Here is a 14,235-nt window from a genome sequence, read left to right as displayed (position 1 = left end):
CTGGCGGCGAGGTTTAGTCGTCGGTCGGTTCGGCGCTTGCAGCGGGTTCGTCCTCGGACTTGTCAGATGCTGAGCCGATGAGCACGGTTTCGTCCTGGAGCAACACTTGTCCTTGGGTGGCGCTGAAGTTCTTGATCAGCGAGAACATCGCGAGAAGGCAGACGAACGCGAACGGTGCGCCGGTGATGACGACTGCCTGCTGGAGTGCGTCGGCACCACCTTCACCGCCGAGGATCATGAGGATTGCTGCGGTCAGCCCGAGCACGATCCCCCAAAAGACGCGGTTGATCGTCGAAGGCTGTGCTTTGCCGCCGGTGGTCATCATCGAGACGGCGAGCGTCGAGGAGTCAGCCGACGTGATGAAGAAGGTCGTCACGAGCACGAGGAACGCGATCATGAACACTGACCCGAGCGGGAACGCATCGAACAGGATGAAGCCCGACACTTCCGGCCCGACCTCGAACGCCATCACCTGCCCGAAGTCGGCGATCCCCTCGTGCTGGAAGAAGACGGCAGTGCCGCCGACGAACGTGAACCACGGAATCGTCGCCGCAGAGGTCGCCACGATACCCGTAAATGCGACCTCACGGACGGTGCGGCCTTTGGCGATCCGCGCAATGAACAGGCCGGCGAACGGGGACCACGAGAGTGCCCACGCCCAGTAGAAGACGGTCCACGTCTCCATCCACGCGAGTCCGCCCTCGGTGCCGGCACCGGTGTAGAGACTCATCGACACGAAGTCACTGATCATTCCACCGATCGCCTGCGAGCCGAGCAACACCAGGAACATCGTCGGACCGAGGATGAACGTCGCGAGCATGAGTGCGACGAACAGCCCCATGTTGAAGTTTGACAGCCGGCGAATCCCCTTGTCGACCCCGAGCACCATCGAGATGGTAAACAGGATCGTCATGGTCGTCACGATGAGCAAGATCCCGGTGTCGCCCATGCTGATCCCCCACTGGTAGTCGAGTCCGGAGACGAACTGGCTCCCGATGAAGCCAAGCGACGTCGCAACACCGCCGATTGTCGCGAAGACGGCGACGATGTCGACCACTTTCGCGACCGGCCCATCGAGGTTCTCCTTGCCGATGATCGGCGTCAGCGCCGAGGACACACGCAGCGGCACCGACTCGTAGTTGTACGCGAAGTAGCCGATCGCGATCCCCATGATGGTAAACACCGCAAGCTGGGGGAGCGCCCAGTGGAACAGCGTCTGCTGGACGGCGATCGAGATTGACTCACCCGTTCCACCTTCGACGCCGAACAGCGGTGACGGACTGTCGTAATAGAACAGCGCCTCGGTCGGTCCCCAGAAGACGACACCGGCGGCGAATCCGGCCGAGTACAACATCGCGAAAAACGACAGGAAGCTGTACTCTGGATCCGAATCACCGAGCTTGATCTTCCCCCACGGGCCGACGATCAGGAACAGCAAGAAGAGGACGATCAGAAAGACGATCACCAGCAACGCCCAGCTCAGGTAGCTGAGCATCTCCGCGTGCACGGTCGCGATCCCGCTCGAGACGGCGTCCCGATCGAAGAAGAATGCGCCGATCACCCCGAGTGTGAGCAACGCACCGAACACGAAGACGACCGGGTCGAGCTCGTCGGTAAACCGTTCGATCATCCCCATCTCGGAGTCACTCATGTTCTCACCTCCCTCGAGTGCTGGGCCGCTCGTTTGGTCCCCAATCCGTGCCTCCATCTACCACTCGCCATGAGCTGCAATGGCATACCGAACCAATTGTCAGTATCTCGTATAAATATTTCCTTTCTGTAACTGGCATACACAGATTGCGTTTATTGGACGGATTTGTAGCTGACTGTCTTAACGATATACAAAATATGTCGATTGTACACCTAGATACGAGCGTAGAATAGTATCAGCTACTTCTGGCGCGAATAAACAACTACTTGGAACCAGCACTGCGAGTGGCGCTGTTCCTTTGGAAAGAAGCGCGAGTCTCCAGAGTCACATACTGTATACTGCTAATGACAATAGAAGACATCCCACTCCGATAGCAGGGTTTGCCCCGAACGGTGCCATCCAACGGCGACCCGACAGCCTCGAGGCCGATCGTGAACACGGACGGCTCGCTCGTCACTGGCGACGGTGGACTAACGGCGGATGCATCGCCGTTAGTCGTCGGTCGACGTGGCTCAGTTCGTCAGATCCTCGAGTTTCTGTTCGCGTGTCTCGGCGCTTTCGGTAAGCCGCTGGCTGAATTCGTCAACGCGGTCCTGGATGTTCTCGCGGGCCGCGTCGGGTGAGAACCCCTCCGACATCGTCAACAGCCGGACGAATGCACGGAGTTCCTCGTCGGTCAACTGGGCGAACTCCTCGTTTTCGAGTTTGTTGATGACCTCGTCGACGTCGATCTGGCCCACCGGTTCGACGTTGAACTCGACGTTGACCATCCGGTAGTTCGAGCCGGCGAGTTGCTGTTCGGCTTTGCCGACGCCTTCCGAAAGCATGTCTTTGAACGGGGTGTAGTAGCCCATCGTCCCGAGATGGAGAAAGGCGAGCATATCCGTAATCCCCTGCGTGTAGGCGTCCCGGTCCTCGTCGTCGGGATCAAAGACCGTCTGTCGGTCGCGTTCTTCGAGATACTCGAAGAGGATACTGAAATCGAGCACCGCGTTGCGAACCCGTCGCCGGATTCGGTTTCGCTTCTGTTTTTTCGAGTGGTCCGTGTAATCCGTCTTTCGGCCAAGCAGGAAGTCACGGTCGGAGGGCGTTAGAATTCCGCGCGGCCGATCCGAGTCCGCCGCCGTTCGCAGCGACTCCGGCACGTCGTCCTGGCTCATGGTGCATACACAGAGAGCGCGGGAATTAATGGTTCTGATCCGCCAGACATGATAGTACTCGAACGTGTTTGGCGACAGATCACTCTCATGGTCGCCGCCGCGAGAGTTCGATCGCAGTGTTTGCAAGCACCGAAACTCCGATTTCGAGGCTGTCCTCGTCGATGTCGAACGTCGGCGTGTGGTGGTTCGTCGGATGATCCGTTCCCACGAGCACGTACGATGCGAGCCCGTTGTTCGCCTGCACACGCTCCATCAGATAGGTGACGTCCTCGCTCACGCCGAGATCAGTCGTCGGGACGACGGAGTCGACGCCTGGCACCTCCCAGGCGACGTCGCCGACGAGCGAGCGCAGCGCCGGATGGCTGTCGACGCGAGGCGACTCGCCGAGCACGCGCGGCGTCACGTCACAGTCGTGCATCTCGGCGGCGGCGTACAGCACGCGCTCGAGTTCTGTCCGAGTGTACTCCATCAGCGCCGTCGTCTCCCCGCGGACCTCGGCCTCGATCGAGACCTCCTCGGCGATGACGTTACTCGCGGTGCCGCCTTCGATCTGGCCGACGTTGACGCGGGTCATCCCGTCGGCGTGGCGGGGGATCGCATAGGCGTTCTGGATCGCGGCTGCCGCCGCCTGCATCGCGTTCGCGCCTTGATTCGGCGCTTTGCCGGCGTGGGCGCTTGCCCCCTCGAACGTCGCCGTCAGGTGCGCCATCGCCAGTGGTTTTTCGACACCGGCGACGATCTCGCCGGTTGGATGGTCGAGGCCGACGTGGACCGCGAGCAGGTAGTCGACGTCGTCGAGATAGCCGCCGGCGGCCATCGCCTTCCCGCCGCCGGAGATCTCCTCGGCGGGCTGGAAGAAGACCTTCAGTGTCCCCTCGAACTCGCTCGCTTTGACTGCCTTGAGCGTTCCCAGCCCCATCGCGATGTGGCCATCGTGGCCACAGGCGTGCATGTAGCCGTCGTGTACCGAGCGAAACCCTTCGGCGGCCGGCCGATGGTCGTCTGCAGTTGACTCAGCCATCGAGATCGCATCGAGATCGACGCGCAAGCCAACCGTCGGTCCCGAACCCTGTTCGAGGACCGCCACAACGCCAGTGTGGCCGTCTGCCGTCCGCTCGAGGATGTCCTCGCGAACCCCCGCATCGCGGGCCCGCTCGAGCCACGGCTCGAGGTCAGCGTCGGAGGGGACAGCCATGCGTTCATCAGTCGCCAGCGCCTCGCGGCCGACGGCGATCTCGTCGACGCCGATCGCCTCGAGTTCGCGGACGACGCGGGCCGTCGTCTGGAACTCCCGCCAGCCGGGTTCGGGATGGCGGTGGAACGCCCGTCGCAGCTCGCGCAGTCGGGTGGGGGTGTCGTAGGCCATGCTTGGCACTGCTAGAGAGCAGAACTACTTAATCGTGCTCAATACTCGCATCCCGCACGGCCACGGACAGCGCGACGACAACTCGAAAAAAGTCGAACGGGCTGCTTGTCGTCGCTCCGGCACGACCGCGAACAGTGAAACCGCCGAGAGTTGGGTACAGCAAGCCGCCTCAGCCGAGGTACGCCGTCGCGTCCATCTCGACGCGGACGTCCTCGGGGAGTCGCGAGACCTCGACGCAGACGCGGGCCGGCGGTTCGTCGCCGAACTGCGCGCCGTAGGCCTCGTTGACCCGTTCGTAGTCCTCGAGATCCGTCAGATAGACCGTCACCTTGACGACGTCCGCGAGGCCGTCGCCGCCGGCCTCGGAGACGACAGCGGCGATGTTCTCGAGCACTCGCTCGGTCTGGGCTTCGATCTCGCCGTCGACAGCCTCGCCGGTGTCGGGATCGACGGGTCCGTAGCCAGAGACGTACAGAGTGTCGCCGGCGCGGACGCCCTGTGAGTAGGGGTTGTCGTTGCTCGGCGCGCCGTCGGTTTCGATGGGGGTGGGGTCGGACATACTGACTCGAGCGACCGGCTCAGGCAGTCTGTTTCACGTCTTCGGTCACGTGCTCGATTGCCTCCACGACGACGTCCAGCGCCGTCTCTGCCAGGTCGTGCGTGAGCACGAGCGGTGGCAGGAATCGTAGGACGTTGCCGTGGCGACCGGCCGTCCAGATCAGGACACCGCGTTCGAAACAGTACTGCTGGATGGCGTCGACGACGTCGCCGTCCGGAGCGCCGTCTTCGTCGACGAACTCGGCTCCGATGAACAGGCCCTTGCCGCGGATGTCTGCGAGACGGTCCGTCTCGTCGGCGGCCTCGCGCAGTCGGCCCTGAATGTACTCACCCAGCTCGCGGGCGTGAGCGAGCAGGTCGTGTTCCTGAATATACTCGATGGCACGGGTGCCGGCGCGCATGCCGACGACGTGGCCACGGTAGGTGCCAGCGTGATCGCCCGAGCCCCAGGTGTCGAGGTCCTCGTGATACATCGTCGCCGACAGCGGGAAGCCAACGCCGCCCAGCGCCTTCGCGGAGGTCATCACGTCCGGTGTGACACCTTCCCAGTCGCTGGCCCACCACTCGCCAGTGCGGCCGAGCCCGCTCTGGATCTCGTCGAAGACGAGCACGATATCGTTCTCATCGGCGATGTCGCGCAGTCCCTGCAAGAACCCTTTTGGCGGGGTGACGATGCCGCCTTCGCCCTGGATCGGCTCGACGAAGATTCCGGCCGGGTTTGCGAGGCCGCCGTATGGGTCCTCGACGATCGCTTTGACTTCCTCGAGTGCGTGGTCGACGGCCTCCTGAGGCGTCTTGTCCTGTCGGAACGGATGTGGGTACGGCGCGTGGACGACGTCAGAAAGCAGCGGCGTGTAGTGGCCCTTGAACTTCTTGTTCGAAGTGACGCTCATCGCGCCGGTCGTCGCGCCGTGGTAGGCCCCGCGGAAGGCGATGAGACCGTCGCCGCCCGTGTTGTATTTGGCGAGTTTGATCGAGGCCTCGATCGCGTCGCTCCCCGTCGGACCGCCGAAGACGACCCGGTTGTTCCCCTGCAGACCCGCCGGCGCGATCTCGTCGAGTTTCTCGATGAGTTCGAGGCGCGCTTCCGTCGGGAAGTCGACCGTGTGGACGAACTTGTCGGCCTGCTCGTGGACCGCCTCGAGCACATAGGGGTTCGAGTGACCGACGTTGAGCACGCCGATCCCTGCGAAGAGGTCGATGTACGTGTTGCCGTCGGCGTCACGAACCGTCGCGCCTTTCCCCTCCTCGAACGCGATCGGAATGTCGCCGGGATAGGCGACCGCGCTGCTGTCGATGTTTTCCTGTTTCTCGAGTAGCGCGCGGGTGTTCGGGCCAGGAACGTTGTCGACATCCGGTGCGTCCTCGTAATGCAGCTCTTCGATCGGTGGTCCTGCGGTCATACATCACCCCAGGTGAAACAGGTATTAATATTTTGTCCACAGTATCCATGCAGACCATACACAGATTTCGAATATTGGTGTGTGCTCGAGCTGGACGACGACACGGGTCGAAATCAGTCCCGGACGAACGTATCACCTCGAGTGACGTACAAACTCCCTTAGGACTGGCTGGCGAACAGGTCGGTATGATCCCGCCGATCGCGAACCGCTTTGTCGCCGGGGAATCCCCAGGCACTCGATCACGTCCGACAGCTCAATGGCCAAAACGTCAGGGCGATCGTCAATCTACTCGGCGAACACTACGAGGATCGACCACGCGATCGAACTCCACGACGAGTACGGCACCGACTTCGAGATTCAAATGCTCATGGGGGTCCGTGAATCCGCTCAGTTCGACCTCGCCGAGGAGTTCCCCGTCTCCCAGTACGTCCCCTACGGCGACCGCTGGAAATCGTACTTCTATCGCCGGATAACCGAACGGAAAGCAAATCTCTGGTTCGCCCTCCGAGCGATCGTCGGGCGCTGAAGGGAAGGGCTCATTAGCCCCTAGTGAGAGTTTCTGTACATGGCTTCGTGGAAGCGAGATTTCGCAAGTGGGCTGATCGTCCTCGGCCCAATTCTCGTCACTCTCTACGTCATCTACTGGCTCTATGGACTCATCGCCGGGATGACGCCCGGGCTGATTCTCGAGGCCGAAGCTCTCGAGTCGCTCATCCCTGGCGATAACGAGCAGGCCCAGCAAACTCGCGAGCAACTTGCACAGTTCCTCCGCGTCGTGGTCGCACTGACCGTCTTCGTTATCCTCACGTTTTCCGTCGGCTATCTCATGCGGACGACCGTCGGCGGCCTCGTCGAACGGCTCGTCGACAACATCGCAAACCGCGTCCCCGTCATGCGGGTCGTCTACAACGCCTCGAAGATGGCCGCCGAAACGGCCTTCGGCGAACAGGAATCGCTCCAGAAACCCGTCAAACTCGAGACCTGGAACGGGCTCCGGATGACGGCGTTCAAAACCGGTAAAACGACTGATGACGGCCGTGAAGTGTTGTTCTTGCCGACGTCACCGAACATCACGACCGGCTTTGTCATCGAAGTCGAATCCGACCGCATCACCGAACTCGACGAGGACGTCGAAGACGCCCTGACCCGCGTGCTAAGCGCCGGATTCGGTGACGCAAACCGAAACCGCGGTATGGAGGCCGGCGTCTCGATCGATGTCGTCGATGAGGCGAAAGCCGGACGCATCGACGACCGAAAAGCCGAGAAGGCCGACGACGACTGACGACACGAACGCCGTGTCAGCAACAAAACAGTTATCGGCCAGCGAATGTTCGTTCTGGATGTCAATGTTCCCGCCGCCGTTCTCGCGAGACTCGATCGTTACAGACGATATGAACCCGCTCACGCAGGCGTATCGTGATGTCGTCATCTACGACGGAGCCGACGCAGACGAGGAGCTGTATGCCGGCCCGATCGTCGTCCACGCGAACGGCTGGATCGAACTCGAGGGCGACCGACTGCTCTCGCCGAGTGCGATCCACCACATCGACATCTACGACGACGTCACCGAGAGCATCGACGACGAACGAACTGACGGTGACGATCGGACCAACCGGTTCAGTCCTCGCTAATCGGCTCTCGAGTCCACGTTCGAACACGCAACAACAGTGTGAGCGACGATACGACCGTGTTCGGGGCGGAATCCGTTATATGCCCTGGCTCATCAGGTGACTGCGCAACACGTCACCTTCCTTGTTCCCCGAGGCCGTGTTGACGATGACAACGGTCTCATCGCCGTCGAACGCGTCGCGCTCGGCGAGTTCCCACACACCGCTTGCGGCCGCCGCCGCGCTCGGGGCCATCTCGAGGCCGGTATGCTGGGCGACCTGCACCGCCGCCTCGAGAATATCCCGGTCCTCAGTCGCGACGGCGCCGCCATCCGTCTCGGAAAGCGCCTCGAGCACCCGTCGACCCGCCGGCGGGTCCGCGATCTCGAGTTCGCCACAGATGGTATCGGGCGTCTCGACCGGCTCGTGAACGTCGCGATCGTTCTCGAAGGCGTCGACGATCGGCGCACAGCCCTCGGCCTGCGTGGCGTACAGCGCTGGCGACTCGTCGATCAGTCCGAGCTCCTGCAGCTCCGTCGCAGCCTTGTACGCGCCGACAAGACCGACACCGACACCCGTCGGGTAGGCGACGATGTCGGGCACCGACCACTCGAGTCCCTCGATGATTTCGTACAGGGTCGTCTTCGCGCCCTCGTGACGATACGGCGTGACGAACGACTGGACCGAGTACCAGTTGTCGTGTTCGGCCAGCCCCTCCTCGTAGGCCCCGACAGCGTCATCGAAACGCCCACCAACGACGTTCATCTCGCCGCCGTGGACGTTGACCATCGCCTTGTTCGTGAAACTCGAGCGCGACGGGACGTAGGTGTGTGACTCGAGGCCCGCCCGGCCTGCGTAAGCGGCCGCGGACTGGCCGCTGTTGCCCGTCGAGGCGAGGACGACGTCAGTCGCGCCGTGCTGACTGGCCGCCGTCAGCGCCAGCGACTGGCCGCGATCCGCCGTCGACCCCGTCGGGTTCCGGCCGTCGTCTTTGATTAGCAGACGCTCGACGCCCAGCTCGTCGGCCAGATTCGGGCAGTCGACTAGCGCCGTTGCCCCCTCGTCGCTCGTCACTGCCGACTCTCGCGTGAACGGGAGCAGTTCCGCGTAGCGCCACTGCGAGTCGAACGGTCGCGACTCGAGGGTCTCGCGGTCGAGGTCGATCGCATCGTAGTCGTAGCTCGGATCGAGCATCCCGCCGCAGGCGGGACACTGGTGTGGTTCGTCCGCAGCGTCGTAGGTCGCCGCACAGTCGACACACTCGAGACCGACAAAGGCGTCCGTCGTCTCCATACGCACGTGTTCGTGCCCCAAGACAAATGACTGTCCATCGGCGGTTTCACGTTGTCGCACAGACTGTCGGCACGATCAGTGACAGCTGCAGTTGGGACTCGAAATGAAGAAAGCAGAAGCGAAAACCGCAGTCTCAGGAATCAGTTGTCGCCGGTTTTCGACTGCCACTCGTAGCTGCGTCGTTTGGCCGATTTACCGAAGCCACACGACGAGCAGACTTTCTTCTTGGTGTGGTAGGACTTCTCTCCGCAGCGACGACATTTGGTGTGTGTCGTCTTGTTCTTCTTTCCTTGGCTCGGGGTTCCTGCGCCAGTCATGGAGTGATCGAAACGACGTTATCGCCGCGTATAATGGTTGTGTCTTCGGCCGGCGACTCTGATTCGACTTCGTCCCCGACGGGGATTGTGACGTCCTCGAGCACGAGGTTCATGTGCTGATCGTAGCCAGCGAGGTCGCCGACGTACTCGTCGCCACTCTTGAGCCGTACCGACACACGTTCACCAAGCGACGCCTCGAGGACATCCAGCGGTCGTCCACTCATACGAAAGAGCGCAGGTGATGGACACTTAATCGTACCGGTCCTGTATCCATCTGGTACCGACTGTGATGGTTGGAATTACCGTCCCAACGGAGTCAATTTATCGTAACAACTGAACCGAGTGAGACACTGATCGCACAGCCATCGTGCAATCTGGTGTGCAGTGACGTTCAGCGGCTATACAGTGTGGAGCGACGAGACGGCTGTGGCTGTGACTGGAACTGCTGTGTGCCTCTCGCTCTCAGAACCCGAACCCAACGGCTAAGTGGACACTCGTGGGACATCCGGTTATGGGAGAAAAGAAGTTTACCTTCATCGAGTTGCATCTTGACGGCGACACCCAGTTTGGACCACGAACGCTCGACGAGCCGCTTCCGTTCGGCGACGGCGAGGAGTCATCCGACCTCGAGGCCGAAACTGACGAGGACGAAGCTGCCACAACTGACGACAGCTCCGGCGGAAAAGCCGTGGGTGCCATCGTCGCACTCGTCGTCCTCGTCGGCATCGCCGCCGCTGTCAAGAAGTTCCGTGGCGGCGAGGACGAGCCAGACCTCGAGACAGAAGAAGAGCCCGACGTCATCGTCAACTAACCTGACCGAACGCTTTTGCGCCTGCTTCCCGTATTCGTATTCGTGAATCTCTATCGTAGCGCCCAGGCCGTTGCCGGGGCGTCCGGTGACAATATGATCGACTGGCAGTCGGCTGCCGACGCTGCGAAAGCAGCGACCGAGCCGGGGTCGCTCGACGTCCCAGCCGCCGAGCGCGAGGCCTACGCGCGTGACGTCCGGGAGGCGCGAGACGCCATTCGAACGGTTTCGGGTGCCGAGTTCGACGTCCCCGACACTATCGAGATTCAGAATCGTCACCACTGGATCGACGCCAACATCGCGACGTTCGAACGCGTCATGGGCACCCTCGAGAGTCAGGTCCAGACCGGTACGTTCCCCGGTGTTGCCCGAACGGTCAATACGGGTACGATGACTGTTCTGCTCGCGTTTCTCGGTCGAAACGTGCTGGGGCAGTACGATCCGCTCTTGCTCGCCGAGACGCCCGCCGACGATCACGCGCTGTACTTCGTTCGGCCGAACATCTTAAACGCCGCCGAGAAACTCGACGTCGACGCCGACCGGTTCCGGCGCTGGATCGCCTTCCACGAGGTAACCCACGCCGCCGAGTTCGGCGCTGCACCCTGGTTGTCCGACCACCTCGAGACTCGAATGGAAGACGGCATCGCAGCGCTCTCAGACGGCTCGTTCAACCGGGCATCGTTCCGCGAACTCGATGCAGCGATGACCGTCGTCGAGGGGTACGCCGAACTACTCATGGACCACGCCTTCGACGACGAGTACGCCGACCTGCGTCGAAAACTCGACGAACGCAGACAGGGTCGCGGACCGCTCCAGCAACTGTTCCGACGGCTGCTCGGTCTCGGCCTCAAAGAACGACAGTACAAACGCGGGAAGAACTTCTTCGAAGACGTCGTTAGCGCACGCGACCTCGAGACGGCGAGTCTCGTCTGGGAGGGGCCAGCATATCTCCCAACACACGACGAACTCGACGAGCCCGAGCTATGGCTCCGGCGTGTCGATCGCTGAGCGTATCTGGCGACCGGCACCGTTTGAGCCGGCACAGCAGTCAATGTGTGAGCTACTAGTCGACAATCCAGCGAAGATACCAGAGCAACGCGCCGCCAGCGATGAGTCCACCGATCATCATCAGCCCGATCACGGCCAGTGATGCCCCACCCTGGAGTGCCATCATCCCACCCGAAAGACCGACAAGCAAGACGAACCCGGCCTCGAGCCAGGTCGATGACCTCGTTATCTCACTTCCGGACGACGTTGTTCCGGGGTCGCGCCCAGGCCCACGTCTCATAGCTCATGGGCCGCGCTGACATGCATCGTCGCGAACAGCCACTCGTGTGCGTCGACGGCTGCCTCGCTTTTTGCTGTCTCGACGAGCGTGCCGCTCCAGCGCGTCTCGAAGCGCCGTCGATCATTGTCTTCGGTGTCCGTCCAGGCCATCGTCACCTCGTCGGCGAACGTAGCACTGCCGTTGCGTTCCGTGACGACCAGGTGCTCGCTCTCGAGGGTCCATTCCTCAGTCGTCACCGTCTGTTCTCGTAACGCCTCGCTGACAGCCTCGAATCCGTACAGGGACTCACTGATCCCGAATTTGACAGTCGATTCGTCCTCGAAAAAGTATGGTGACAGCGGCTCACCGGACCGGAGTGCGTCGTAGTAGTCACGGACGACGGTTTCTGCACGGTCGCTCATATCATCACCAGTCGGTATCCGCCTGCAAAGACACACCGGTCGCAAACGCAGGCCGAACGCTGCAGCCACTGTCGCTCACATGAACCCACGATCGACCTCATCGGTCTCGATCAGGTCATCGAGTTCCGCGTTCAGCAGGTCGTCAGCTTCCTCGAACTGTTCGGAAAGCCCTTCGAGTTCGTCGGGCCGGTCGTACTGGTCGTAAGCCATCGGACCGAACGCGGGGCTCTCGAGAGCTTCCATGACGTCGTCGAACAGATCCTGTGGACGCGTCGGCGCGTCCGCATGGGTCTCGAGGACGGTCTCGAGTCGCTTGCCGACGGTTTCGGCCTGATCCTCATCTTCGGGTGGCGACTGCACGGCAAAGCGCCCGCCCTCGTCCTGCTGGGGGAGAAACGAGCCGATTTCGTCATCGAGACTGCGAGCAACCCGCGTGCCGACACCGCGCACCTCGAACGGGTTCTTTGCGTAGGTCTTCAGGAAGAAGACCCCGGCCGCTGGATGCGCGAGGTACATGTCTTCGCCGACGCCGCCGGACCGATCACCGGCGACAGCACGCCAATCCTCCGGCTCGACGTCCCGCTCAGTGACGTCCTCGAGTATGTCTTTCCACTCGCGAATCCGCATACGTGGTGGTTGTGAGGCAGGCAGAATGAACGTATCGGTCGCGACGAACGACCCTGCCAGGCGATTCGAGACAGGCAACCGCACCCGATCGGGTCGAAGCAAAAAGGCTACCCCGACTCCCCCGACAGAACGAGTAACTGACGCTTGTCCATGTCTGTCCGCCAGTCACTCTCGCTCGTCGAACTGTTTCGCGCAACGCCCGTCAAAAGCAGCCTGCTCGCACTCGGTCCGCTTGCACTTGCCGTCGGACAGCTCGGAAATAGCTATCTCAACGGCGTCTCGTTTGCGGTCTCGAGTGCGTTCGCCGTCGTCATGGTCGCGTTTGCCGTCGTGGCGATGCGCCATCACGCCGCCGAACACCGGATCCGACGGCTTGAGGACGAACTCGAGCCGGAGTTCGGTCCGGCCCGCTAGGCGGGCTCGAACCGCTTACACCCGTTCCTCGTCGCCGACGTCACCGGCCCCGCTCGTTGGTTCCCGATCACGGTCGTCCCTGCTCGAGTCACTCATAACGGGCGGTGATCCGTTTCATTCGGGCAAAAACGTCGGCGGCTGTTCCACCTCGAGACGAGGTCCGACGCGAGTAATCCGGGCTTACGACGCGTCGCTTGAGCGGATTCGGCCGCTGATCCGGTCTCGAGTCCGCGAAAGACGGCGGTCAACAGAGCAAGAGTAATGAGAAGGAGTAATCGATAGTCGGCTAATGAGCGATTGTCTCGTCTATGAGGCCTCGGTCCTCTTTGCAGTTATTACGGGGACGAGTGCGACGCTCCTCTCGTTGCTTCTGTGGTCCGTCTTCCGTCGTACGCCGATCGGAACGCTCGTTTTTGCGCTCCTGGTGGTGATGTCACTGTTTACTGTCCAGAACGGCCTCGTCTTGCTCGTCGGCTGTGACGTTCCGCTCGTACGGCTTCTCAAGAGCGGGGTCAACACGAGCGTCCTCGTCCTCGTGTCGCTGCTCTTCCTGACGCTTCACGACTTCGGGGGAGAGTCGTGACTGACCACTCAATGCTTGTGGCGTACGATCTATTCGTCGGGGTACTGGCCAGCCTTGTCCTCTGCATCCTCCTGTATCGGAACCGGGTCCAGCTTCGCACCCGGCCATCGATAGCCGTCTCGTTCGTCGGACTGTTTCTCTTCGTCATCGGCGATCCGCTCGTGCAGCTGACGTATCGCCCGGCGATTCACTTCGTCCACGGGGTGGCTGCGCTGCTCGTCGCATACGGGCTCTACGATCCGATGCACAACCGTCTCCGGCGGACGGAGTGGTCGGTCTTTCTCTGTGCCGATCCGAGCGCGGTTCGGTCGCCACCGGAGTGGATGACGCCGATGGACGGACACATCCTTCGAACGCTCGAGACCGCAGGACTGGTTCTCACGCCGTCGCTGATCGCCCGAAACATCGATCGGAGTCGGGGAGCAGTCAACCGCCGCTTAAACGAGTTAGCCGAGCACGGACTCGTCGAGCGGGTCGACCGTGGCAAGTACGAGATTACGGACCGCGGGAGACGGTATCTCGAGGGTGAGACGATTGAGGACGGTGACTGATACGGACCGACCGGTCGTACCACGCGTCGATCGTCCCGACGTCTGACGATCGGACGGAGCTCGACACCCGACGAATCGATCATGAACTGTTTCTAACGGTTTTACCACGTGAAAGAGTTCCCGTCGTGCCGTAGTGTGAAGGCGATGCTCCCGGCGGACGATCGCTCGATCAGTCGTGTCGGTCGGCCGAAATACCGGGTCTCGGACG

General features: G+C 61.8%; 18 protein-coding genes and 1 pseudogene. 8 read left to right on the top strand and 11 right to left on the bottom strand.

The features are described 5' to 3' along the window. Positions 1 to 13: 13 nt before the first annotated feature. The 5 genes from DV706_RS10615 to DV706_RS10595 all read right to left on the bottom strand — a co-directional run bounded on the left by DV706_RS10615 (position 14) and on the right by DV706_RS10595 (position 6,138). Positions 14 to 1,651, bottom strand: a complete 1,638-nt coding sequence (locus DV706_RS10615; RefSeq protein ID WP_049889627.1) for a BCCT family transporter — start codon at positions 1,649 to 1,651, stop codon at positions 14 to 16. Positions 1,652 to 2,163: 512 nt separating this feature from the next. Further along, positions 2,164 to 2,811, bottom strand: a complete 648-nt coding sequence (locus DV706_RS10610) for a hypothetical protein (RefSeq protein WP_006064631.1) — start codon at positions 2,809 to 2,811, stop codon at positions 2,164 to 2,166. A gap of 85 nt (positions 2,812 to 2,896) precedes the next feature. Beyond that, the gene (locus tag DV706_RS10605; RefSeq protein WP_006064632.1) at positions 2,897 to 4,177 is read right to left on the bottom strand and encodes an amidohydrolase; all 1,281 of its coding nucleotides are present in this window, start codon (positions 4,175 to 4,177) and stop codon (positions 2,897 to 2,899) included. A gap of 169 nt (positions 4,178 to 4,346) precedes the next feature. Further along, complete coding sequence (locus DV706_RS10600; protein WP_006064633.1) at positions 4,347 to 4,736, bottom strand: Rid family detoxifying hydrolase; 390 nt, start codon at positions 4,734 to 4,736, stop codon at positions 4,347 to 4,349. A 19-nt stretch (positions 4,737 to 4,755) separates the two neighbouring features. Next, entirely contained in the window at positions 4,756 to 6,138 is a 1,383-nt protein-coding gene (locus DV706_RS10595; RefSeq protein WP_006064634.1) for an aspartate aminotransferase family protein, read from the bottom strand. Positions 6,139 to 6,445: 307 nt separating this feature from the next. Here DV706_RS10595 and DV706_RS10590 point away from each other — a divergent pair. The 3 genes and pseudogenes from DV706_RS10590 to DV706_RS10580 form a co-directional block, all read left to right on the top strand. Then, positions 6,446 to 6,664, top strand: a pseudogene (locus DV706_RS10590) (proline dehydrogenase family protein); the annotation flags it as partial. A gap of 39 nt (positions 6,665 to 6,703) precedes the next feature. Then, positions 6,704 to 7,420, top strand: coding sequence for a DUF502 domain-containing protein (locus tag DV706_RS10585; protein ID WP_006064636.1), 717 nt, complete (start codon positions 6,704 to 6,706; stop codon positions 7,418 to 7,420). A 64-nt stretch (positions 7,421 to 7,484) separates the two neighbouring features. Further along, positions 7,485 to 7,769 (top strand): hypothetical protein, encoded by a 285-nt coding sequence (locus tag DV706_RS10580; protein WP_006064637.1) that lies wholly within the window; start codon positions 7,485 to 7,487, stop codon positions 7,767 to 7,769. A 75-nt stretch (positions 7,770 to 7,844) separates the two neighbouring features. Here DV706_RS10580 and DV706_RS10575 read toward each other — a convergent pair whose 3' ends face one another. The 3 genes from DV706_RS10575 to DV706_RS10565 form a co-directional block, all read right to left on the bottom strand. Further along, a complete protein-coding gene (locus DV706_RS10575) occupies positions 7,845 to 9,038 on the bottom strand; it encodes a threonine synthase (RefSeq protein WP_006064638.1) in 1,194 nt (397 codons plus the stop codon). Between the two features lie 140 nt (positions 9,039 to 9,178). Then, positions 9,179 to 9,355, bottom strand: a complete 177-nt coding sequence (locus DV706_RS10570; protein WP_006064639.1) for a 50S ribosomal protein L37e — start codon at positions 9,353 to 9,355, stop codon at positions 9,179 to 9,181. Further along, entirely contained in the window at positions 9,352 to 9,579 is a 228-nt protein-coding gene (locus tag DV706_RS10565; RefSeq protein WP_006064640.1) for an LSM domain-containing protein, read from the bottom strand. Before DV706_RS10565 ends, DV706_RS10570 begins: the two co-directional genes overlap by 4 nt. Positions 9,580 to 9,866: 287 nt before the next feature. On the opposite strand from DV706_RS10565, the gene DV706_RS10560 reads away from it, so the two are divergent. Together DV706_RS10560 and DV706_RS10555 are read left to right on the top strand one after the other, a co-directional pair. Continuing rightward, complete coding sequence (locus DV706_RS10560; RefSeq protein WP_006064641.1) at positions 9,867 to 10,166, top strand: hypothetical protein; 300 nt, start codon at positions 9,867 to 9,869, stop codon at positions 10,164 to 10,166. Positions 10,167 to 10,208: 42 nt separating this feature from the next. Next, positions 10,209 to 11,171 carry a zinc-dependent metalloprotease gene (locus DV706_RS10555; protein ID WP_049889619.1) on the top strand — a complete coding sequence of 321 codons (963 nt, stop codon included), beginning with the start codon at positions 10,209 to 10,211 and terminating at the stop codon, positions 11,169 to 11,171. Positions 11,172 to 11,226: 55 nt separating this feature from the next. Here the strand turns inward: DV706_RS10555 and DV706_RS10550 are convergent, their stop codons facing one another. The 3 genes from DV706_RS10550 to DV706_RS10540 all read right to left on the bottom strand — a co-directional run bounded on the left by DV706_RS10550 (position 11,227) and on the right by DV706_RS10540 (position 12,479). Then, entirely contained in the window at positions 11,227 to 11,451 is a 225-nt protein-coding gene (locus tag DV706_RS10550) for a hypothetical protein (protein ID WP_049889620.1), read from the bottom strand. Then, positions 11,448 to 11,852 (bottom strand): nuclear transport factor 2 family protein, encoded by a 405-nt coding sequence (locus DV706_RS10545; RefSeq protein ID WP_006064644.1) that lies wholly within the window; start codon positions 11,850 to 11,852, stop codon positions 11,448 to 11,450. The genes DV706_RS10550 and DV706_RS10545 overlap by 4 nt, the downstream gene beginning before the upstream one ends. 75 nt (positions 11,853 to 11,927) lie before the next feature. After that, complete coding sequence (locus tag DV706_RS10540) at positions 11,928 to 12,479, bottom strand: hypothetical protein (RefSeq protein ID WP_006064645.1); 552 nt, start codon at positions 12,477 to 12,479, stop codon at positions 11,928 to 11,930. Positions 12,480 to 12,629: 150 nt separating this feature from the next. Between DV706_RS10540 and DV706_RS10535 the strand changes: the two genes are divergently transcribed. From DV706_RS10535 to DV706_RS10525, 3 genes are all read left to right on the top strand, one after another. Beyond that, on the top strand, positions 12,630 to 12,893 hold the full coding sequence (locus tag DV706_RS10535; RefSeq protein ID WP_006064646.1) for a hypothetical protein: 264 nt from the start codon (positions 12,630 to 12,632) through the stop codon (positions 12,891 to 12,893). 289 nt (positions 12,894 to 13,182) lie between these two features. Beyond that, on the top strand, positions 13,183 to 13,476 hold the full coding sequence (locus DV706_RS10530; protein ID WP_006064647.1) for a hypothetical protein: 294 nt from the start codon (positions 13,183 to 13,185) through the stop codon (positions 13,474 to 13,476). Continuing rightward, entirely contained in the window at positions 13,473 to 14,027 is a 555-nt protein-coding gene (locus tag DV706_RS10525) for a MarR family transcriptional regulator (protein ID WP_240756748.1), read from the top strand. Before DV706_RS10530 ends, DV706_RS10525 begins: the two co-directional genes overlap by 4 nt. The last annotated feature ends 208 nt before the right edge of the window (positions 14,028 to 14,235 follow it).

Source organism: Natronorubrum bangense (assembly GCF_004799645.1).
In the GTDB taxonomy this organism is placed as follows: Archaea; Halobacteriota; Halobacteria; order Halobacteriales; family Natrialbaceae; genus Natronorubrum; species Natronorubrum bangense.
This window is presented reverse-complemented; position numbering and strand designations above follow the sequence as displayed.

Excerpts from the sequence above, each read along its gene's own strand:
- DV706_RS10585 (WP_006064636.1), top strand. The coding sequence starts at position 6,704 with ATGGCTTCGTGGAAGCGAGATTTCGCAAGTGGGCTGATCGTCCTCGGC.
- DV706_RS10600 (WP_006064633.1), bottom strand. The coding sequence starts at position 4,736 with ATGTCCGACCCCACCCCCATCGAAACCGACGGCGCGCCGAGCAACGAC.
- DV706_RS10575 (WP_006064638.1), bottom strand. The coding sequence starts at position 9,038 with ATGGAGACGACGGACGCCTTTGTCGGTCTCGAGTGTGTCGACTGTGCG.
- DV706_RS10570 (WP_006064639.1), bottom strand. The coding sequence starts at position 9,355 with ATGACTGGCGCAGGAACCCCGAGCCAAGGAAAGAAGAACAAGACGACA.
- DV706_RS10565 (WP_006064640.1), bottom strand. The coding sequence starts at position 9,579 with ATGAGTGGACGACCGCTGGATGTCCTCGAGGCGTCGCTTGGTGAACGT.
- DV706_RS10545 (WP_006064644.1), bottom strand. The coding sequence starts at position 11,852 with ATGAGCGACCGTGCAGAAACCGTCGTCCGTGACTACTACGACGCACTC.
- DV706_RS10535 (WP_006064646.1), top strand. The coding sequence starts at position 12,630 with ATGTCTGTCCGCCAGTCACTCTCGCTCGTCGAACTGTTTCGCGCAACG.
- DV706_RS10605 (WP_006064632.1), bottom strand. The coding sequence starts at position 4,177 with ATGGCCTACGACACCCCCACCCGACTGCGCGAGCTGCGACGGGCGTTC.
- DV706_RS10580 (WP_006064637.1), top strand. The coding sequence starts at position 7,485 with ATGTTCCCGCCGCCGTTCTCGCGAGACTCGATCGTTACAGACGATATG.
- DV706_RS10560 (WP_006064641.1), top strand. The coding sequence starts at position 9,867 with ATGGGAGAAAAGAAGTTTACCTTCATCGAGTTGCATCTTGACGGCGAC.
- DV706_RS10595 (WP_006064634.1), bottom strand. The coding sequence starts at position 6,138 with ATGACCGCAGGACCACCGATCGAAGAGCTGCATTACGAGGACGCACCG.
- DV706_RS10540 (WP_006064645.1), bottom strand. The coding sequence starts at position 12,479 with ATGCGGATTCGCGAGTGGAAAGACATACTCGAGGACGTCACTGAGCGG.
- DV706_RS10610 (WP_006064631.1), bottom strand. The coding sequence starts at position 2,811 with ATGAGCCAGGACGACGTGCCGGAGTCGCTGCGAACGGCGGCGGACTCG.
- DV706_RS10530 (WP_006064647.1), top strand. The coding sequence starts at position 13,183 with ATGAGCGATTGTCTCGTCTATGAGGCCTCGGTCCTCTTTGCAGTTATT.
- DV706_RS10550 (WP_049889620.1), bottom strand. The coding sequence starts at position 11,451 with ATGAGACGTGGGCCTGGGCGCGACCCCGGAACAACGTCGTCCGGAAGT.
- DV706_RS10615 (WP_049889627.1), bottom strand. The coding sequence starts at position 1,651 with ATGAGTGACTCCGAGATGGGGATGATCGAACGGTTTACCGACGAGCTC.